The following is an 18,290-nucleotide window of genomic DNA, read 5'->3' on the forward strand; positions in this document are numbered from 1 at the left end:
TCAGGATGACAGGCGGTTATGTTAGTTAGTTGAGCACGCGAGATGCTTCGCTGCGCGCCGCCTGACGTTCTTACTGCGGCCCGCCGCCACCGCCGCCACCGCTGGGCGGCGGGCCGCCCTGGCTGCCTCCGCCACCTTGGCCACCGCCATCGGGCCGGCCGAAGCCGCCGCGGCCCTCGCCCCGGCCTTCGCGGCCACCACCGCCTTCGGAGGTGGGTGCTATCACGTTGCCGCTGCGGATGTTGTAGGTGAACATCAGCATGAAGTAGCGCTGCAGGATGTTGGTTTGCACGTCTTCGTAGTAGGCCTCCGTCACATTGCGCGAGATGCTGCGGTTCTGGCCCAACAGGTCGAAGGCGTATACTTTGATTTCGCCGCGCTGGCCCGGAAACAGCTTCTTGCCGATGCTGGCGTTCCAGAGCGCATACTGCTGGTTGTAGCCGGCCGAGAGGCCGGCGTAGGCCTGGTGCACGAGGTCGGTGGCAATGTTGATGCCGGGACCCACAATCCAGTTCAGCCGCGCCCGCGTCACCTGCGAGAAGTAGTTGGTATTGAGCCGCGTTTGCAGGGTGTTGATGACGTAGTTCTTATTTGACGTCGTCGAAGCCGTGAAGTCGAGATTGGGGCTGATGTTGGAGCTCAGCGTGAGGCCGGCTCCGAACGAGGGCACGCGGGCGTAGTTCAGGCCGCCGTTCACGAGGCCCGGGTTTTGGGAGAAACCGGCGTTGGCGCTCAGGTTCACGTTGGTTTTGAGGGCCTTGATGGGGCGGCCGTAGCTGGCCAGCGAGCGCACGTTGTACTGCTGGCTCAGGTTGGTGGGCTGGGTGAGCTGGCCCCCGGCCGGAATGGTGACGGGCGGCGCGCCCTCGGGCGTCACGGTGGTTTCGCGGGCCGCCACAATGGTGCGGTTCGAAATCGGGTTCTGCGTGTAGGAGCCCGAGAGCAGCGCGAAGAAGTTGCTCGACACCTCCGGGTTCGAAACCGAGTAGCGGATGTTCACCGAGTGCTGGAATTCCTGGCGCAACGTGGGGTTGCCGATGGTGAGCTGCAGCGGGTTGGAGTTGTTCACCACGGCCTGCAGCTGGCCCACGCTGGGCGGGTTGGTGTTGGTGCGGTAGAACAGGCGCAGGTTTTTCTGGCGCGTGAAGCGGTAGTTCACGTTGGCGTTGGGCAGCACGTTCACGAAGGTGTAGCGCCCGATGCTGGGCCGCGGGTAGCGCGCGTCACTGTACAGTTCGGCGTATTGGCCCGATAGCCCCACGCCCGCCTGCAGCTTCTGGGTGACGTGCCGGAACGTGACGCCGCCGGCCTGCGTGAGGTAGTAGTTGTCGAACACGTTGCTCAGCCCCTCGTTTAGCTGGCGGGTGTCGCCGCTCAGCCGGTCGTAGGTGTACTTCTCGCTGTTGTTGGGCGCGTAGTTGATGGTGTAGTTGCCCTGCAGCATGTATTGCTTCGAGAGGGCCTCCGTCAGGGCCAGGTTGGCGCTGATGTTGCCGCCGTGCTGGTCGAGGTTGCTCAGCTGGTTGAGGTTGTTCCGGGCCGAGCCCGTGTCCTCGGTCAGGAGCGTGGTGGTGGACGTGCGCTGGTTGTAAGCGCCCCCAACGCTGAGGCTGGCCGTGCGGCCCGGCTTGGCAAAGCGGTGGCGGAACAGCACGTCACCACCGGTGTTCATTCCCTGGTTTTCGCCGGTGTATTGGCTGTTGATGCGGCTCTGCTCGCTGCCGCGGCGGCTGGTGACGCCATTGAGCACGCTGTTCGAGTTGTTCATTTGCGAGCTGAACCGCGGCCGGAACAGAATGGAGTTGGCCGAGTCAATTTTATGCTCCAGCCGCAGGTTCAAGCGGTGGTTGGTGTTCTGGCTGCGGGCGTTGGCGGCCTGGTTGAAGCGCGTGCTGGCCGTGTCCACGTAATAGCGCTGCGTGGTGCTGCCCAGGGCGTTGTTGGCGTGGTTGAAGAAGTAACTGGACGAGAGGTCCGTCTTCTTATTCCAGGAGTTCGAGTAGTTCAGGCCCGCCGCGTTGGTGGTCGTGATGCCGCCGCTCTGGTTCACCAGGAAGTCGCCGGCGTTGCCGCCGTTGCCGCCCCCGCCGCGGTTGCCTCCGCCCCCGCGGCCGCCGCCGCCGGTATTGGAGTTGCCCACCACCCCCAGCAGGTCTTCGGTGCCGAAGTTCTGCTCGTTCACGTTGTTGCTCTGGGCCAGCACCGCCACGCGCTGGTTGCCGTTGAACTTGTTGATGTTGCCGCTGGCCCGGTAGTGGTCGGGCCCGGCGCCGCCCACCACGCGCCCAAAGGTGCCGTTGCGAAATTCAATCTTCGTCACGATGTTGATGGTCTTGGTCGTGTTGCCATCGTCGAAGCCCGAAAAGCGGCTCTGCTCGCTGCGCTGGTCAAATACCTCCACTTTGTCCACCATTTCGGCGGGCAGGTTTTTCAGCACCGCGTCGGGGTCGGTGCCGAAGAAGGGCTTGCCGTCCACCAGCACCTGGGCCACGTTTTCGCCCTGGGCCTGAATCTTGCCGTCGGCCCCGCGGGCCACGCCGGGCATCTTTTCGATGAGGTCGCCGGTGTTGGCGTCGGGGTTGGTTTTGAAGGCGCGGGCGTTGTACTGCGTGGTGTCGCCCTTCTGCACGCTCTGCGCCGCCTGGCCCGTCACCACCACGCCTTTCAGCTGAATGCCACCGGTTTGCAGCGCCAGCGTGCCCAGCGTCACGGGCGTCCCGCTCACCGTCACGGACTGGCTCAGCTTGGCGTACCCCACAAAAGAAGCGTCGAGCACGTAGCGCCCGGCCGTCACGTTGTCGAACTGAAACTTGCCTTCGGTGTCCACGGCCGTGCCGCGCTTCACCGAGTCGGGCAGGTGAATGAGCAGCACGTTGGCCCCGATGAGCGGCGACTGGTCTTTGCCGTCGGTCACGCGGCCGCTCACCGTGGTGGGCGCAGGCGCCTGCGCCCGGGCCGCGCCCACGCCAATCAACAAAAAGAAAAGCAGGGTAAAATGCCGCATGCGAAGGAATTAAGCGCTGGAAGTTTGTCTTGACGGGATTAGCCCGGCTAAGGTTGGGAAACCAAAAACAATCGATTGTGTGGCTACTGCTTTTTGCGGAGCAGTAGCAGCCCATCACGCAGGGGCAGAAACACCGGCTCCACGCGCGCGTCCTGGGCTACTTTGTCGTTGAAGGCACGCACCAGGGGTGTGTCCTTATCGCCCGTTTTCAGCGTGTGTTCGGGCAGCACCTTGCCGCTCCACAGCACGTTGTCGACGATGAGCAAGCCGCCCGGCCGCACCTGTTCAATGACGGCTTCAAAGTACGCGTCGTTGTTTCGCTTGTCGGCGTCAATAAAGACCAAGTCCCACACTTCATCGACCAGGCCCGGCAAAACATCGAGCGCCGCGCCGATGTGCAATTGCACCCGCTCCGTGAGCCCAGCCGCCGCCACGTAGCGCCGGATGCGGCTTTCCTTTTCCGGGTCGATTTCGATGGTATGCAGTTGTCCATCTGCCGCCAACCCTTCGCTTAAACACAGCGTGGCATACCCGCAAAACGTGCCGATTTCGAGCACGCGCCGCGGCTGCATCAGGTGGCTGAGCATACTCAGGAAGCGGCCCTGCACGTGGCCGCTGCTCATGCGCGGCATCAGGGTTTGCAGGTGGGTTTCGCGGGTAAGCTGGGCCAGCAATGGCGGCTCGGGCGCGGTGTGCAGGGCGGCGTAGAGGTCGAGCGGGTCGGTCATGATTGTTCTGCCGGATTTTACCGCAGAAGGCGCAGAAGTTTGCGCAGAAGAACGCAGAGGATGTTCTTCTGCGACATCAGCATAAGCTTAGGCGCCTTGTGCGGTGAAGAAATTAAATGAAATGCCGCAGCCGAAAAACGTACACGAGAAAGCCCGATTTCCCCGGCCCATAGGTGGAACCCACCACCCGGTACAGTCCTTCGTAGCGGTACACTTCTAGCTCGTCGTCCTCGGCCGGCACCTTGCGCAGCACGCGCACCGGCAGGCCGGTTTCAATGCTGCGCAGCAGGGCCAGGATGCCGGTGGTGGCCACCTGGTCCATGATTTGGCGGCCGGTTTTGGGGTCGCGCCCTCCGTTGCCCGAGTACAGGATTTCCTCTTCCTCAAAATTATCTTCCTCGTACTGCCCGGCCAGCACGATGCTTTCGGCACCAAGCTGCCGGGTGCCGCACACGCCGGTCCGGCGCGGCCGGTGCACCCCGCTCAACGATAAGTCGATGCGGTTGCGGAAAGTATCGCCGGGCCGGTAGCTGCCCACGTGGCCGAATACCGGCTGGCTCATTTCCCTTCCGGCACGTACTGCAGCACGCTCAGGTGGTCCTCGGTCAGCACCTCGTTGGCCATGTCCTGCAGTTGAGCGGCCGACACGCGCTCGATTTTCTCAAAAATCTCGCTCAATGGCTCCACGCGGCCCAGGTCGAGGGTGCTTTTGCCCAGCAGCTGCATCAGGCCGCTGTTGCTTTCCTCGCTCATCGCCAGCTGGCCCATGAGCTGGTGCTTGGCAATGTGCAGCTGATTGGTGGTGAGCGACTTTTCGCGCAGCAGCTTCAACTCCTTCTGCACCAGGCCCAGCGTGCGGTTCAACTGCTTGCCTTCGGTGCCGAAGTAGATGCCGAACAGGCCGGTGTCGGTGTAGGGCGAGTAGGTGCTGTCGATGGTGTACACTAAGCCGTACTTCTCGCGCACCGCCAGGTTGAGGCGCGAGTTCATGCCCGGCCCGCCCAGGATGTTATTCAGCATGAAAAACGGGATGCGGCGAGCGTCGGTCAGCGCGTAGGCCGGGCCGCCCACCAGGCAGTGCGCCTGCGAGATGGGCCGCTTTTCGACCTGCGTTTTGCGCGTGTAATCCCCTACCGGCCGGCGCACGCGCGGCCCCCGCTTGGCCGGCAGCGGCGCCAAGAACTTGTCGGCCAGCTTCTTCACCGATTCAAACGGCAGGTTGCTCACCGAGCTGAACACCAGCCGGTCGGTGCGCATCTGCTCCTGCAGAAAGGCATAAAAATCAGACGTCTGGAAACGGCTCACGCTTTCGCGCGTGCCCAGGATGTTGACGCCCAGCGGGTGGTCGCCAAAAATCACCGTATCGAAGTCGTCCACAATGGCGTCTTCGGGCGCATCCTGGTACATGCTCATTTCCTCCAGAATCACGCCCCGCTCCTTCTCCACCTCGCGGCCCGGAAACACGGAATTGAACGTGAGGTCAGTCAGCAACTCAAACGCCCGCTCGAAGTGCGTGCTCAGCAGCGCGGCGTAGAAGCAGATTTTCTCCTTGGTGGTGTAGGCGTTCAGCTCACCGCCCACGGTTTCGAGGCGGTTAAGAATGTGGAAGCTCTTGCGCTTCTCGGTGCCCTTGAAGGCCATGTGCTCCCAAAAGTGGGCCAGCCCTTGCTGGTGCGGGGCCTCATCGCGCGAGCCAATGTCGAGCAGAAATCCGCAATGCGCTATTTTAGTGTGCGGTACCTGCTTGTGCAAGAGGCGGATACCGTTGGGATATTTGTGAATGTGATAATCGAGCATAAGAAAACAAAGGTACGGCCGCCTCGCCTGTCGTCCTGAGCGCAGCGAAGGACCTGATTACGGACGAACCGCAGTTGTTCAGCGGTAATCAGGTCCTTCGCTATGCTCGGGACGAGAGGCGATTTTTGACAATTACATAACCGGCAGCGTGGCCAGTAGTTGCCCTGTTTCAATAGTATATGCGCAGCGAAAGTGCCCCAACGGGCAGGCACCGTGCCCGTGCAACCCGCAGGGCTTGCAGGCCAGTGGCTCCCGGGTTTCCACTACAAACGAAGTAGGGCTCAGCGGCCCAAACCCAAACGCCGGCACCGTGCTGCAGAAAATGGCCGTGACCGGCGCCCCTACCGCCGAGCACAGGTGCATGGGCGCCGAGTCGTTCACGTAGTTCATCACGGCCCCACGCATGAGGGCCGCCGACGCCAGCAGGCCAATTTTGCCGGCAATGCTCACCACGTTTTCGCGCCCGCTGGCCGCCGCCAGCCGCTCGCAGGCAGCCACGTCGGGCGGGCCGCCTAGCAGATACACGTGCATACCGGCGGGCAGGGCCGCCAGCAACTCCAGCCACTTGGTTTCCGGGTACTGCTTGGTAAACCACACCGAAGTGGGTGCAAGGCAGAGGTAGGGACCGGCCGCGGCGTAAGGCGCCACCGCCGCTTCATCCGCCGCCGAAGGATAGAGCCGCGGCGGCACCAGCGGCGTGGGCACGGCATCCGTCAGCAAGCGCAGATTGCGCGTTACTTCGTGGGTACCGTCGCCGATGTGGTGCGGCACACGCCGCGTGAAAAACCGGCTGAGCGGGTTTTTAGCAAAGCCGATGCGCTCTTTCGCTTTCGAGAAAGCAGTGAGGAAACCCGTGCTGGCAAAGCGCTGCAGCGTGACCACCCGGCCATAGTGCGCCACTCGAATCTGGCCCAGCAGGTCCCACAGGGCGGCGTATTTGTGGTGCTTCTTGTCCCAGATGAGCACCTGGCGCACGTGGGGGTGGCCGGCCAGCAGGCCCTCGTTGCCGCGGCGCACCAGCACGTCCACGGGCGTGCCGGGCTTGGTGTGGTGCAGGTATTCCAGCAGCGCCGTCATCAGAATAACGTCGCCAATGAAAGCGGTTTGGATGAGCAGCGTGGCGGGCGAAGCAGAAGGTGTAAGCACAAACCAAAATTACGCTTCGGCGTGCGCCCAACTATTCGGTATTGGCGGGGGCCATGGGCGTGGGATGCAAAACGAGGCCTTGGGGGCGTACCGTAATACGCCGCCAAGGCCTCGTTCAAGTGCGTAATTTGCTCTAGGTGAGCTGCGTGGGTCGGTTCACTACTTCCTCCAGCGAAATCAGCGTTTCGGTGCGCTCGATACCGTCGATGGGTTGAATCCGGTCGTGGAGCACGTCGCGCAGGTGCTGAGTGTCGCGGCACACAAGGCGGGCAAACACGCCGTAGGCGCCGGTGGTGAAGTGAATGCTTACGACTTCCGGAATCTCCCGCAGCTGCGTCACCACGCTGGTGTACACCGAGCTTTTGAGCAGGTAAATGCCCAGGAAGGCGCTCACGCCGTAGCCCAGCTTCTGGTAATCGATGCGCAGGGTAGCGCCCTGCACAATGCCAATTTCTTCGAGCCGGGCCATGCGCACGTGCACCGTGCCGCCCGAAACGTTGACTTTGCGGGCGATTTCAGTGTACGGCATTTTAGCATCCTGAATCAGCAGGTTCAGAATGTTGCGGTCGGTGTCATCAAGTTCGTAATTTCTAGCCATTTTTGCAGGAGTGTTTGAAGTGCTTTACAAAATTAAGGCGACAATATTATTTTTATTGTAAATTTTTGCGGAAACAACAAAAATATTTGCATCACCTTAGTTCGCCTCTTACATTTGTCACAATCCAAGGCAGAAGGCCACGGCGCTAACGTTGCAAAAGAAGAGCACGCAAAGAAACGGAGGATATCCGGCCTAATTGCAAGCTTCCCCCCTCTTAGAGGGTCGGTTATTTTCGCAACAGCCGTGGTTGGATACGGAGGAGAAGAGGGGAAAACGAGGCAGCGCATCTGGGTGGGTGCGCGCCTCACACAATAAGAGGCGACCTCTGGGTGGGGGTCGCCTCTTCGTGTATTAAAACGATTGCGGAACCGGGGCGATGCTTACCAAAGCAGGCATTCCTACCTATACAGGCGTCATGCAGCGCTGCGCGCTGCATGACGCCTGGTTTTCCCATATTCCACGCCTAGCGGGCCGCCACGGGGCTGCGCTGGCTCTGGTATTGCTTCAGGCCGGCTTCCAAATAGGCGCTGAACTTGGCTACATCGGGCTCGTAGGCGATGGGGGTCAGCAACGGCTTGTTGGTGGCGTCGTCGGGGTTGAGCAGCACGTAGTAAGGCTGGGCGTTGGCGTTGAACTTGCTGATTTGGAAGTCCAGGTTTTGCTCGCCGATGCTGGTTTTCTGGCGGTTGTCGCGCGGTGAGGTGTACCATTCGGAAGCCGGCAGCGTGGTTTTGTCGTCGGCGTAGAGGGCCACCACCACGTACTTCTCGCGCAGCTGGCGCAGCACTTCTTCGTGCGACCACACATCGGCTTCCATGCGGCGGCAGTTGCCGCAGTTGTGGCCCGTGAAATCGACAAAAATGGGCTTGCCCTGCTCCTTGGCGCATTTAATGGCTTCCTGCAAGGTGAAATAGCCATTCAGGCCCAGGGGCAATTCCAGCACATCGGAGTAACGAGCCGGGGCGCAGTTGCTGCTGGTGGCCACGGCGGGCGTAGCGGGTGCACCGGCCGTAGCCAGGTTGAAATCGTGGCGCGTGGCCGGTGGCACGATGGCCGAGAGCGTGGGCAGCGGCGCGCCAAACAGGCCCGGCACCAGGTACACGGCAAACATGAAGGCAATCATCGATAAGACGAGGCGCGGCACACTCACGTGCACCGTTTCGCTGTCGTGCGGCAGCTTGATTTTGCCCAGCAGGTAAAAGCCCAGCACGGCGGCCAGCACTATCCAGATGGTGAGGAACAGCGGGCGCGGCACCAGGCCCCAGTGGTACGACAAGTCGGCCGAGCTCAGGAACTTGAACGCCATGCCCAGCTCCACGAAGCCCAGCACTACCTTCAGCACATTCAGCCAGCCGCCCGAGCGGGGCAGGGATTTGAGCCAGGTGGGAAACAGGGCGAAGACGATGAACGGCAGGGCAAAGGCCAGCGAAAATGCCAGCATGCCCAGCGTGGGCCGCAGCAGCTCGCCCTTGGAAGCCGCAATGGCCACGGCGCCCACAATGGGCACGGTGCACGAAAACGACACCAGCACCAGGGTAGCCGCCATGAAGAACAGCCCGGTCCAGCCGCCCTTATCGGCCTGAGCGTCCACTTTATTCACTAAGCTGGTCGGGGCCTGAATCTCAAACAAGCCTAGAAACGACAAGCCGAACAAAATGAAAATCACAAAAGAAAGCAGGTTGGGCAGCCAATGCGAGCTGATAACATTGGCCGCATCAGCCCCAAAAAGCAGGCTGAGCAGCACTCCTACGGAGGTGTAAATGGCAATAATGGACAGCCCGTAGACGCAGGCCATCAGGATGCTGCGCCCGCGGGTGCCGCCCATGTTGGTGAAGTACGACACCGTCATGGGCAGCATGGGGTACACGCAAGGCATAATCACGGCCAGCAGGCCGGCGCCAAAAGCCAGCAGCAGGTACTGCCACAGCCCCAGACCAGCGCCGCCCGCCTGGTCGGCCGGGCTGGCCGTAGCCGCTACGGCTGCGGGCGCGGCAGCATCGGGGGCTACGGTTTCGGCCGGGGCAGCGGTGGCCACGGGCTGCTCAGTCGCGGACGCAGCCGCTGGGGCTTGGGCTACGGCCGGGGTATCAATTGATGTCGGAACAGCTGCCGTAGCAGGAGTAGCCGCCGATGCAGGGGCAGTAGTTGGCGCAGCGGCCATGCCCTTGGTCGGGTCGGTTGCGGGCGGCACGGCACCGGTGCTCTTAACCGGGGCCGCTCCGGCCGCAGCGCCCGTCACGGTGAGGGGGCCGAAGCTGAGGGGGTCGTTGCCGGGCACGCAGCGGCCGTCCACGGTGGTGCAGGACTGGTAGTCGGCGGTGCCGGTGATGGTGATGGCGCCGGGCTGCAGCAGCTTGATGCGCTGGCGCAGCTGCCCGGTTTTTTCCCAGAAGGCCACTTCGCCTTTGAACACCTCATCCTGCTCGTGGTGCGACTTGATGGATTGCAGCTTGCCCACCAGCGCGTAGGCCGGGCTGGGCTTAAAGGCCATGGTGAACACCACGGGCCCCACTTCGTCGCTGAAGTCGGAGGCGTAGAGGTGCCACTTGTCGTCGATGCGGGCGTTGATGATGAGCTCCACCTCGTCGCCCACTTTGGCGGTGGGCTGGCTCAGGGCCGTGCTTAGGTGGGTGGGCGTGAGAATCTGGGCAGCGGCCGACGTGGCCAGCCCCACCCAGAGCAATAAGAATTTTAGTATCCCGGAGGTATTCATTCGCTGGCATAGCCCCCGGAAGGCGGGGGCAAATTGGGGTAATAACCAAGAAAGGCCGGCTGTCGTTGCAGCAGAAGCCTGTGAAGGAGACAGCGGGTAGCGAAAAAGCACAACCGCTAGCTTGTCTCCGGCCTCACAAAATAAGGTTGGGCAGATGACAAATGGACGGCTTAAAAGTTCATCGGGCCAACTACCTGCGCCAAACTCCGTACTTTTGAGGGATAAAGGCCCTCAGACCGACCGCGTCGCGGGGGCCGCCAACATGGGTTTAAAAATACTTTTCACCGCGTTACTGGTTCTGGTAAACGGTTTTTTTGTGGCCGCCGAATTCGCGCTGGTCAAGGTTCGGATGTCGCAGATTGAGCTGCGGGCCCAGGAGGGCAACCGCTTGGCGCGGCTTACCCAAACCATGCTGCACAACCTGGAGGCCTACCTCTCGGCCACCCAACTCGGCATCACGCTGGCCTCACTGGGCCTGGGCTGGATTGGCGAAAGCGTGGTGGCCGAGGTCATCTTGGCCGTCATCCACAAGTTTGGGCTGGTGATTTCGCCCGAGAGCGTACACAGCATCGCCTTGGTGGTGTCGTTTGCCACCATCACGGTGCTGCACATCGTTATTGGCGAGCAGGCGCCCAAGGTGCTGGCCATTCAGAAACCCGAGGCCGTAACGCTGGCCATCGCGGCACCGCTGCGCATTTTCTACGTCGTCACCTTCCCCGCCATCTGGCTGCTGAATGTGTTGTCCAACGGCTTACTTGGCATGTTTGGGGTGAAAGCCACGCACGGCGGCGAAGTGCACACGGCCGAGGAGTTGCGCATGCTCATTGACCAAGGCAAGGAGAGCGGCGAGATTCAGGATTCGGAGCACGAGCTGATTGAGAATGTGTTCGAGTTCAACGACCGCATGGTGAAGCAGATTATGGTGCCCCGCACCAAGCTCTCGGCCCTCGACGTGAACGCGCCCGCCGAAACCATCCTCGACACGGTGTTCAGCGAAGGCTTTTCGCGCATGCCGGTGTACGAGGGCAACATCGACAACATCGTGGGCGTGCTCAACGTGAAGGACCTGCTGCCCATCATCCGCCGCGGCGAGCCCGTGGAGCTGGCCCGCATCATGCGCCCGCCCTACTTCGTGCCCGAAACCAAGAAAATCAACCGCCTGCTGCGCCAGTTCCAGCGCAAGCACATAGTGATGGCCATTGTGAGCGACGAATTCGGCGGCGTGTCGGGCATCGTCACCATCGAGGACATCATGGAAGAGCTGGTGGGCGAAATCCAGGACGAGTACGACAACGAGGTGCCCGTGGTGGAGAAAGTGGCCGAGGACGAGTACCGCGTGAACCCCGCCACGCCCATTTCCGACGCCAACGAGTACCTACCCTTCCCCCTGCCCGAAGGTGAAGACTACGAAACCGTGGGCGGCCTGCTCAACGTCATCTACGGCAGCATCCCCGAGGTGGGCGATGTGGCCGTGCTCGACCCCTACGAATTCCGGGTGCTCCAACGCTCGCGCCGCGCTGTGGAGCTGGTGCAGCTGCGCGTGACCACCCCCGCCGAGCGCGAAGCCCCGCGCGGCGAGCTCAACGACGAGCTGTAAGGCATCGGTCAGGGCGCGAGGGAACCGGTCAGAATTCGGATGGCATCGAGCAGCGCTTGCGCGTAGATGGCGGCGATAACTCCGAGCCCGCCTGCCAAGAGAAACAGGGCGACCACCACGCCGCCAAACCCTGAGCTGAAGGCGCTGGATTTCGCTATGGGCACGGCAACTGCCATCAAGAGCAGGCCAGCCAGGGTGTACAGCAGGTATCGAAATCCATCGCGGTTATGCCCCAGGTAGAAATGGTGCGCGCCAAAGAAGCCCAATACCACTGCCAAGGCAAACGCTATTCCTTTGTGGTAAGGCCGTTGGCCGGCCGGCAACGGCTGCCGGCTGGGCCGTTCCGCTCCTGGCAACAACCTGGCCGAGTGCGACTGATTGGCCCGTAACGGTGTAGCTGCTGCCGCGGGCAATGCTGCCGGGCGCACCCAACGATGTCGCCCAATACGATGCCGCAAACGCGTGACGGGCCTGCTGTCCGGCAAAACGGCAGTTGCCTCCGCTTCGGGCGCCTCCGCTAGGGGCTTTGCGGGTCCAACAGAATCGGCAACGCCTGCGATAAGCTCTGAACGTGTGGAGGAAGGCCGAAAAGAATACGCAGTCCGTTGGCATCCCGGGAGCAGCACAGCGACCAGCGCGACCAGCCCGGCTAGGCATGAAATACGAGGGCGTTGACGCATGCGAAAGATGTGTAGCGGTGAGGGAAAGCGAATGACTTCACGTTCCGCTACTCGTCCAAATCAATATTTCATTTTAAAGGACTTTTGTTTCGATGAGCTATCAGTAGCGCACCGACCGCAAATACTTATTGAGCAAAGACAACTACCAGAAATCCACTTATAATTCAAGGACTTTACATGGCTTTATCGGCGGTCCCAAACCAACTGGCATAAGTCTGGTAATTAGCGGCCGTGCGCTTCAACCCCTCGCGCTGAGCTTCCGTCACAGGCTTGATTTTGCGGGCCGGCACGCCAGCGTAGAGGAATCCGGGCTCGCACACGAAATTTTCCAGCACCACGGCGCCGGCCGCGATGATGCAGCCCGTGCCCACCACGGCGTGGTCCATCACGATGGCGCCCATGCCGATGAGCACATCGTCCTCGACGGTGCAGCCGTGCACCAGCGCCCGGTGCCCGATGCTGACGCGGCTGCCGATGCTGAGCGGCGCTTTTTGGTAGGTGCAGTGCAGCACGGCGCCGTCCTGAATGTTGGTTTCGTCGCCAATGCGGATGCTGTGCACGTCGCCACGAACAACGGCCGTGAACCAGACGGTGCATTTCGAGCCCAGCACCACGTCGCCCACAATGGTGGCGTTGTCGGCCACGAAGCAGTCGGCAGGAATTTGCGGAAAAATGCCGTGAACAGGTAATATGAGAGCGGGCATGGCGATATAGGAGTTGGTTTGGTCGTAAATATGCGGCCGTTTGTGGTTCAACCTCCTTTTTTCCTGCCCCATGCTTTTTCTTGAACGTCAGGTATTCATCCGCCGGTGGTGGCCGCTGCTGCTGGCGCCGGCCATTGTGGTAGCAACGCTGTGGTGGCTGGTACCGGCCAAGCCAAACCAGGCCGAGTGGTCGGCGGCGGTTGCGAGCGTGGTAGTAGTGCTTAGCATCGGCCTGCTGCTCACGCTACGCCTCGAAACGCGGCTGGATGCCGCCGGGGTGCACTACCGCTTGTTTCCGCTGCAATGGGCCTGGCGCTCCCGGCCCTGGACTGAAATTGCGCAAGCTTACGTGCGCAGCTACGACCCGCTGGGCGAATACGGCGGCTGGGGCCTGAAAGGCACTTCCACCAACCGCGCCCTGAACATCTCGGGCGACCAGGGCCTGCAGCTGGAGCTACGCGACGGCAGCCGCTTGCTGTTGGGCACCCAGCGCCCCGCCGAAATCACCCAGGCACTAAACCGGTTAAACGTATCAGGCCCGAGCACCGTCGGCACAGTGTAGGGGGGTGCCCCTGCCCGGACGCCTGCACCACAGCAATGGATTCGTTCAACGGCAGGCGGGGGCAGGCCCCAACCCTACACGCCAATGAGCCGCTTCCAGGTGCCTTTTTCCCAGTTATACTTCAACGTGCTGGGCAGCGCCTGCCAGAAGTACTTACTGGTTTCAACCGCGAAGCTCGGCTGCATGTAGCAGTTGATGGTACAGCCCTCACAGGCGGGCAGGCGGCCCTCCAGCGCGGCCAGGCGCTGGGTTTCGGGGGCATTGTAGAGGTCGAACAGCTGGCCGTTGATGGGAAATTTCTGCTCGCCCAGGTGGTAGCAGGGCAGCACCAGCTCGTTGCTGGGCGAGATGACCAGCGTGGTGCTGGCGGCCCGGCACACCGGCGCGGCCACGTGGTTGCCCCCGTCGCGCCGCAGCTGGATGAAGGCCTCGTTCAGGTACACGCCCTTGCGTTTGCCAAAGGCCGAGAGGTAGTCCAGCTCCTCGGGGGTGAGCTGCTCGCCGGTTTCCACGTCGCCGTACTCAAAGGCGGGGTTAAGGATGAGCACGAGGCCGTTGGGCTGAGTGATTTCCCGGTAAACGGCTTCCAAATCCTTCAGATTTTTGCGAAAGACAGTGAAGAGAATATCTGGCCGCTCGCCCAGCTCTTTGGCCACGCGAATGCTTTCGAGCACGAAATCGTAGCACGCCACGCCCCGGCCACGGTCGTGCGTCTCCCGGTCAATGCTGTCGAGCGAGAAGTGCAGCATGTCGACCTTGCCGCGCAGCTTTTCTGCGTTTTTGGGGTAGAGCAGGCCGTTGGTCGTCACGGTGGTGATGAAGCCCATCTCCCGCGCCAGCCCCAGAAACTCGGGTAGCTGCCGGTGCAGCAGCGGCTCGCCGCCCGTGAAGTCAATCACCGACACGCCCAGCCGCTTGAGGTCGCGCAGGTTCTGCGTCACGTCTTCGAGCGTGATGTAGGGCGAGGGCTTCTCCCAGATGTCGCAAAACGCGCACTTCGCATTGCAGCGGTACGTGACGTAGTAATTGCAGAGGACGGGGTGCTTGACAAGGCGCATAAGGGGGCTAAAGGTACGGCGCGCCGGGCCGCGCTGGCTCGTTTGGCGGAGCCGTGCAACTTTGTGCGGGGTCGGCCGGTCAGGGTCGTATCGCTACATAATTCACACCCCCACGCGTATGTTCAGATATCTTACTCCCCTGGCCACGGCCCTGCTCAGCCTATCTGCGCTCACGGCCTGCCACAAGGAAAACACCGCGCCTGAAGACGGTAATGTGCTGATTTTTGGCAGCTTTTACGGAGAATGCCGCGGCTCAAACTGCATCCAGATTTTCCGCCTCAACCCAACGCGCCAAACCCTGGAAGAAGATGTCGCGGACCAATACCCCTCCTCCTCTGCCCCTTACCAAGGCCAATACGTGCCCCGGAGTGCAGCCAGTTTCCAGCGGGTTCAGGGCTTACTGCAGCAGGTACCGGCGCAGCTGTTGAACGAGCCCGCCCACGTCATCGGGCAGCCCGATGCGGGTGATTGGGGCGGCTACTATGTGGAAGTACAGCACGCCGGAACGAGCCGCTTCTGGCTGATTGACACCCAAAAAAGACACATTCCCACCTACCTCCACGCACTCACCGACAGCCTGCAGGCAAATATTCGGGCGCTGCGTTAGCACTGGCCCTCAGTGCGGCAGCTTGCCCCACGCCGCCGCATCCCAGCTATGGGGCGTGGCCGCCAGCGCCTCGGCCGTGGCCGGCCCGAAATGCTCCTCATAATAATTGCAGAAGCCTTTCAACGGGCAGCGGGCGCAGTTAGGCTTCAGGAAGAAGCAAATCTGCTGGCCGTGCCAGTAGTTGTGCTTGTGGAAGTTGAACAGCGTTTCGCCGTCGGCCGGTAACAGGGCCAGCAGCACGGCGTGGGCCTTCTCCACCGACACCTTTGGGCCCAGGAAGCCCACCCGCTGCGCCACCCGGTGCACGTGCGTATCGACGGGCAGCACCGGCTTGTGGTAGTTGAAGAGCAGCAGCAGCGAAGCCGTTTTCAGGCCGATGCCGGGCATCTCCGTCAGCCAGGCCATGCCTTTCTCCGTGGGCCATTCGGCCAAGAAATCCAGCTCAAACGGCCCGCCCGTTTCGGCCCGGATGCGCCGCAGAATCTCCTGGATGCGCGGCGCCTGCGTATCGGGCCAGCGCGTGGTCCGGATAGCGTGAGCCAACTCCGGCGTGGGGGCCGCCTCCACCCCGGCCCAGTCGCCGAAGGCTTCCAGCATGCGGTCGTAGGCCAGCTCCTCGTCGGCGTGGGTGGTGCGGTGCGAGAGCACCGTCGAAATCAGCTCGCGCATGGGCGTGCGGCGCGGCTCGGGCGGCAGATGCCCGTAGAAATGGTCGAGAATCTGGTGGTCGGCCCAGGCTTTTTCGGCAGTCGATGAGGTATAGGTAGCGTCGGGAGAAGGCATTTTGGGTGTACCTACGGCCGAGCCACAAGGTTGCCACAAGCCTTCAAACCCCTTAAGAAAGCATAAAAAAAGGCGACCAAATTGGCCGCCTTTTTTAGTTGAATACCGGCTGCGCTTACCGCAACCGGCTTTGTCTTACAGCTGGCCTTTTTTAGCGGCCTTCTGCATTTTCTCATTGGCGTAGATGGCTACTTCCACGCGGCGGTTGGCAGCTTTGCCGGCGGCGGTGCTGTTGTCGCCCACGGGCTGGCTCGAGCCATAGCCTTTGGACTCAATGCGGCCAGAGTCAACACCCTGAGCCTGAATCTCATTCGACACGGCCTGGGCGCGGCGCTCCGACAAAGGCTGATTGATGGCATCCGAACCCGAAGCATCGGTGTGGCCTTCAATCAGCACGTTGGTGTCGGCATACTTCTTCAGGGTAGCGGCCAGCTGGTCGATGTTGCCGGCAGCTTCCGGGGTCAGGTTCGACGAGTTGGTGGCGAACAGGATGCCCGAAGCAAAGGTGATTTTGATGCCCTCGCCCACGCGCTCCACCGTGGCGCCTTCTAGGTCGCGGCGCAGCTCAGCGGCGGCTTTGTCCATTTTGCGGCCGATGAGGGCACCGGCAGTACCGCCCACCACGGCGCCGATGATGGCACCTTTGGCCGTGCCCGACTTGCCACCGATGAGGCGGCCGGCCACGCCACCAGCCACGGCACCACCCAGGCCGCCGATGAGGCCACCTTTCAGGGTTTTGCTCATGCCTTTCGGCTTTTGGGTAGAAACGGTCGAAGTCTGAGCCTGCGCAAAGTTGTTTACCAACAGCAGCAGGGCCAGCAGAAACGTGAGGGATGAACGAAGAAATTTCATGTTTAAAAAAGGGTTTGGATAAAATAGGCCAGCAACAAACGCGACTGGTGCAATGAGCCGGCAAGTAAGCCATTTGCAACCACCTTGCCAAACTCACCGGACGAACCGGACAAATGGCCTGACGAACGGATTTGGGGCTTCGTTGAGCCAAAAAAAGACCCGGCCGCAAGGCCGGGTCTTTTGTGAAGAAGCATGTGGCGGCGGGCCGAGACTACTGCTTACTTCTTGTTTTTATAATTGTAGTAGCGGGCGGGGTCCTTCTTCTTGTCCTTGTTGCGGCCAATGAGGCCACCGCCCACCACGCCGGCCGCGCCGCCGATGAGGGCGCCCTTGCCACCGCCTATCACGGCCCCGGTTACGGCACCCGCGCCGCCGCCAATGGCCGCGCCTTTGGCTTTGTTGCTCCAGCCCTTCTTGGGCGTTTGGGCCTGCGCGGCCGAGCCGGCCAGCATCAAAAAGGCCATTACCAGCAGGAAATATATTTTGAAAGTCTTCATGACGAAAGTTGAATTTGAGTGGAAAACAGAAACAACGGGATTTTAACGGCAGCTCCCGCGGGGAGGTTGTGTTTCGTTTAGCTCAACCGTCGGCAATCACAAAAAACACAAAAAAGGCCGCCCAATCGGGCGGCCTTTTTTGTGTTTCTACCCGCACCACATGGTGGTCCAGGTGTCAGCGAGCAGCTTACAGACGGCCTTCTTCGGCGGCCTTTTTCATCTTCTCGTTGGCGTAGATGGCTACTTCCACGCGGCGGTTGGCTTGGCGGCCTTCGGCAGTGGTGTTGTCGCCCACGGGCTGGGTCGAGCCGTAGCCATTGGTGGTGATGCGGCTCGAAGCCACGCCTTTAGCCATGGTCGAGGTAGCCACGGCTTGGGCCCGGCGCTCGCTCAGGGGCTGGTTGATGGCGTCGGTGCCCGTGTTGTCGGTGTGGCCTTCAATCAGCACGTTGGTGTCGGGGTACTTCTGGAGCACGGCAGCCATTTTGCTGATGTCGCTTTCCGAAGCCGGACGCAGGGTCGACGAGTTGGTGTCGAACAGGATGCCCGAGTCGAAGGTGATTTTGATGCCTTCGCCCACGCGCTCTACCCGGGCGCCTTTCATGTCGTTTTGCAGCTCGGCAGCGGCTTTGTCCATTTTGCGGCCGATGATGGCCCCGGTGGCACCGCCCGCCGTGGCGCCCACAATGGCGCCGATGGCCGTGCCCTTGCCGCCGCCCAGCAGGCCGCCTACTACGCCGCCAATAACGGCGCCGCCGCCAGCGCCGAGCAGGCCGCCTTTGGCGGTTTTGCTCATGCCGGTTTTGCGGGCGCCCGTGCCGTTGTTGGTCGAAAGGTCGGGCTGGGTGCTGGCTTGCTGCGAAGTGGCGCAGGAGCTAAACAGCAGCACGAAGGCCATCAGGACAGAAAGGAGGGATTTGGAGGTGTTCATGTAATGAAGAATTGGTGAGTATTGGGCCGTATA

Annotated in this window: 17 protein-coding genes; 3 read left to right on the forward strand and 14 right to left on the reverse strand. The window is 61.6% G+C overall.

Going from position 1 to position 18,290, the window contains the following annotated elements:
* Nucleotides 1–70: 70 nt before the first annotated feature.
* From MTP16_RS00675 to MTP16_RS00705, 7 genes are all read right to left on the reverse strand, one after another.
* Nucleotides 71–3,004 (reverse strand): TonB-dependent receptor, encoded by a 2,934-nt coding sequence (locus MTP16_RS00675; RefSeq protein WP_243514996.1) that lies wholly within the window; start codon nucleotides 3,002–3,004, stop codon nucleotides 71–73.
* 83 nt (nucleotides 3,005–3,087) lie between these two features.
* Complete coding sequence (locus MTP16_RS00680; protein ID WP_243514997.1) at nucleotides 3,088–3,732, reverse strand: O-methyltransferase; 645 nt, start codon at nucleotides 3,730–3,732, stop codon at nucleotides 3,088–3,090.
* A 112-nt stretch (nucleotides 3,733–3,844) separates the two neighbouring features.
* Nucleotides 3,845–4,294 carry a YDG/SRA domain-containing protein gene (locus tag MTP16_RS00685; protein ID WP_243514998.1) on the reverse strand — a complete coding sequence of 150 codons (450 nt, stop codon included), beginning with the start codon at nucleotides 4,292–4,294 and terminating at the stop codon, nucleotides 3,845–3,847.
* Entirely contained in the window at nucleotides 4,291–5,529 is a 1,239-nt protein-coding gene (locus tag MTP16_RS00690; protein ID WP_243514999.1) for a M16 family metallopeptidase, read from the reverse strand. Before MTP16_RS00690 ends, MTP16_RS00685 begins: the two co-directional genes overlap by 4 nt.
* 132 nt (nucleotides 5,530–5,661) lie before the next feature.
* A complete protein-coding gene (locus MTP16_RS00695; protein WP_243515000.1) occupies nucleotides 5,662–6,675 on the reverse strand; it encodes a glycosyltransferase family 9 protein in 1,014 nt (337 codons plus the stop codon).
* Between the two features lie 133 nt (nucleotides 6,676–6,808).
* A complete protein-coding gene (locus MTP16_RS00700; RefSeq protein ID WP_243515002.1) occupies nucleotides 6,809–7,273 on the reverse strand; it encodes an Lrp/AsnC ligand binding domain-containing protein in 465 nt (154 codons plus the stop codon).
* A 463-nt stretch (nucleotides 7,274–7,736) separates the two neighbouring features.
* On the reverse strand, nucleotides 7,737–9,986 hold the full coding sequence (locus MTP16_RS00705; RefSeq protein WP_243515003.1) for a protein-disulfide reductase DsbD family protein: 2,250 nt from the start codon (nucleotides 9,984–9,986) through the stop codon (nucleotides 7,737–7,739).
* A 262-nt stretch (nucleotides 9,987–10,248) separates the two neighbouring features.
* Between MTP16_RS00705 and MTP16_RS00710 the strand changes: the two genes are divergently transcribed.
* Nucleotides 10,249–11,583 (forward strand): hemolysin family protein, encoded by a 1,335-nt coding sequence (locus tag MTP16_RS00710; protein ID WP_243515004.1) that lies wholly within the window; start codon nucleotides 10,249–10,251, stop codon nucleotides 11,581–11,583.
* Between the two features lie 8 nt (nucleotides 11,584–11,591).
* Here MTP16_RS00710 and MTP16_RS25835 read toward each other — a convergent pair whose 3' ends face one another.
* Together MTP16_RS25835 and MTP16_RS00720 are read right to left on the reverse strand one after the other, a co-directional pair.
* Complete coding sequence (locus tag MTP16_RS25835; protein ID WP_262922653.1) at nucleotides 11,592–12,263, reverse strand: TM2 domain-containing protein; 672 nt, start codon at nucleotides 12,261–12,263, stop codon at nucleotides 11,592–11,594.
* Between the two features lie 173 nt (nucleotides 12,264–12,436).
* Nucleotides 12,437–12,967, reverse strand: coding sequence for a gamma carbonic anhydrase family protein (locus MTP16_RS00720; RefSeq protein ID WP_243515007.1), 531 nt, complete (start codon nucleotides 12,965–12,967; stop codon nucleotides 12,437–12,439).
* Between the two features lie 70 nt (nucleotides 12,968–13,037).
* Between MTP16_RS00720 and MTP16_RS00725 the strand changes: the two genes are divergently transcribed.
* Nucleotides 13,038–13,529, forward strand: a complete 492-nt coding sequence (locus MTP16_RS00725; RefSeq protein WP_243515010.1) for a hypothetical protein — start codon at nucleotides 13,038–13,040, stop codon at nucleotides 13,527–13,529.
* Nucleotides 13,530–13,603: 74 nt separating this feature from the next.
* On the opposite strand, the gene MTP16_RS00730 is transcribed toward MTP16_RS00725, so the two are convergent.
* Nucleotides 13,604–14,587, reverse strand: coding sequence for a radical SAM protein (locus tag MTP16_RS00730; RefSeq protein WP_243515013.1), 984 nt, complete (start codon nucleotides 14,585–14,587; stop codon nucleotides 13,604–13,606).
* A 118-nt stretch (nucleotides 14,588–14,705) separates the two neighbouring features.
* On the opposite strand from MTP16_RS00730, the gene MTP16_RS00735 reads away from it, so the two are divergent.
* Nucleotides 14,706–15,194: a hypothetical protein gene (locus tag MTP16_RS00735; RefSeq protein ID WP_243515017.1), complete on the forward strand. Its 489-nt coding sequence runs from the start codon at nucleotides 14,706–14,708 to the stop codon at nucleotides 15,192–15,194.
* A 9-nt stretch (nucleotides 15,195–15,203) separates the two neighbouring features.
* Here the strand turns inward: MTP16_RS00735 and MTP16_RS00740 are convergent, their stop codons facing one another.
* The 4 genes from MTP16_RS00740 to MTP16_RS00755 all read right to left on the reverse strand — a co-directional run bounded on the left by MTP16_RS00740 (nucleotide 15,204) and on the right by MTP16_RS00755 (nucleotide 18,257).
* Nucleotides 15,204–15,977: an endonuclease III domain-containing protein gene (locus MTP16_RS00740; RefSeq protein WP_243515020.1), complete on the reverse strand. Its 774-nt coding sequence runs from the start codon at nucleotides 15,975–15,977 to the stop codon at nucleotides 15,204–15,206.
* Nucleotides 15,978–16,112: 135 nt separating this feature from the next.
* The gene (locus MTP16_RS00745) at nucleotides 16,113–16,829 is read right to left on the reverse strand and encodes an OmpA family protein (RefSeq protein ID WP_243515024.1); all 717 of its coding nucleotides are present in this window, start codon (nucleotides 16,827–16,829) and stop codon (nucleotides 16,113–16,115) included.
* 218 nt (nucleotides 16,830–17,047) lie between these two features.
* Complete coding sequence (locus MTP16_RS00750) at nucleotides 17,048–17,326, reverse strand: YMGG-like glycine zipper-containing protein (RefSeq protein ID WP_243515026.1); 279 nt, start codon at nucleotides 17,324–17,326, stop codon at nucleotides 17,048–17,050.
* 187 nt (nucleotides 17,327–17,513) lie between these two features.
* A complete protein-coding gene (locus tag MTP16_RS00755) occupies nucleotides 17,514–18,257 on the reverse strand; it encodes an OmpA family protein (RefSeq protein WP_243515027.1) in 744 nt (247 codons plus the stop codon).
* Nucleotides 18,258–18,290 lie beyond the last annotated feature (33 nt).

It is taken from the genome of Hymenobacter monticola, assembly GCF_022811645.1.
Taxonomy (GTDB): Bacteria; Bacteroidota; Bacteroidia; order Cytophagales; family Hymenobacteraceae; genus Hymenobacter; species Hymenobacter monticola.

Coding starts and splice junctions, on each gene's coding strand:
- MTP16_RS00675 (WP_243514996.1), bottom strand. CDS start 3,004: ATGCGGCATTTTACCCTGCTTTTCTTTTTGTTGATTGGCGTGGGCGCG.
- MTP16_RS00680 (WP_243514997.1), bottom strand. CDS start 3,732: ATGACCGACCCGCTCGACCTCTACGCCGCCCTGCACACCGCGCCCGAG.
- MTP16_RS00685 (WP_243514998.1), bottom strand. CDS start 4,294: ATGAGCCAGCCGGTATTCGGCCACGTGGGCAGCTACCGGCCCGGCGAT.
- MTP16_RS00690 (WP_243514999.1), bottom strand. CDS start 5,529: ATGCTCGATTATCACATTCACAAATATCCCAACGGTATCCGCCTCTTG.
- MTP16_RS00700 (WP_243515002.1), bottom strand. CDS start 7,273: ATGGCTAGAAATTACGAACTTGATGACACCGACCGCAACATTCTGAAC.
- MTP16_RS00705 (WP_243515003.1), bottom strand. CDS start 9,986: ATGAATACCTCCGGGATACTAAAATTCTTATTGCTCTGGGTGGGGCTG.
- MTP16_RS00710 (WP_243515004.1), top strand. CDS start 10,249: ATGGGTTTAAAAATACTTTTCACCGCGTTACTGGTTCTGGTAAACGGT.
- MTP16_RS25835 (WP_262922653.1), bottom strand. CDS start 12,263: ATGCGTCAACGCCCTCGTATTTCATGCCTAGCCGGGCTGGTCGCGCTG.
- MTP16_RS00720 (WP_243515007.1), bottom strand. CDS start 12,967: ATGCCCGCTCTCATATTACCTGTTCACGGCATTTTTCCGCAAATTCCT.
- MTP16_RS00725 (WP_243515010.1), top strand. CDS start 13,038: ATGCTTTTTCTTGAACGTCAGGTATTCATCCGCCGGTGGTGGCCGCTG.
- MTP16_RS00730 (WP_243515013.1), bottom strand. CDS start 14,587: ATGCGCCTTGTCAAGCACCCCGTCCTCTGCAATTACTACGTCACGTAC.
- MTP16_RS00735 (WP_243515017.1), top strand. CDS start 14,706: ATGTTCAGATATCTTACTCCCCTGGCCACGGCCCTGCTCAGCCTATCT.
- MTP16_RS00740 (WP_243515020.1), bottom strand. CDS start 15,977: ATGCCTTCTCCCGACGCTACCTATACCTCATCGACTGCCGAAAAAGCC.
- MTP16_RS00745 (WP_243515024.1), bottom strand. CDS start 16,829: ATGAAATTTCTTCGTTCATCCCTCACGTTTCTGCTGGCCCTGCTGCTG.
- MTP16_RS00750 (WP_243515026.1), bottom strand. CDS start 17,326: ATGAAGACTTTCAAAATATATTTCCTGCTGGTAATGGCCTTTTTGATG.
- MTP16_RS00755 (WP_243515027.1), bottom strand. CDS start 18,257: ATGAACACCTCCAAATCCCTCCTTTCTGTCCTGATGGCCTTCGTGCTG.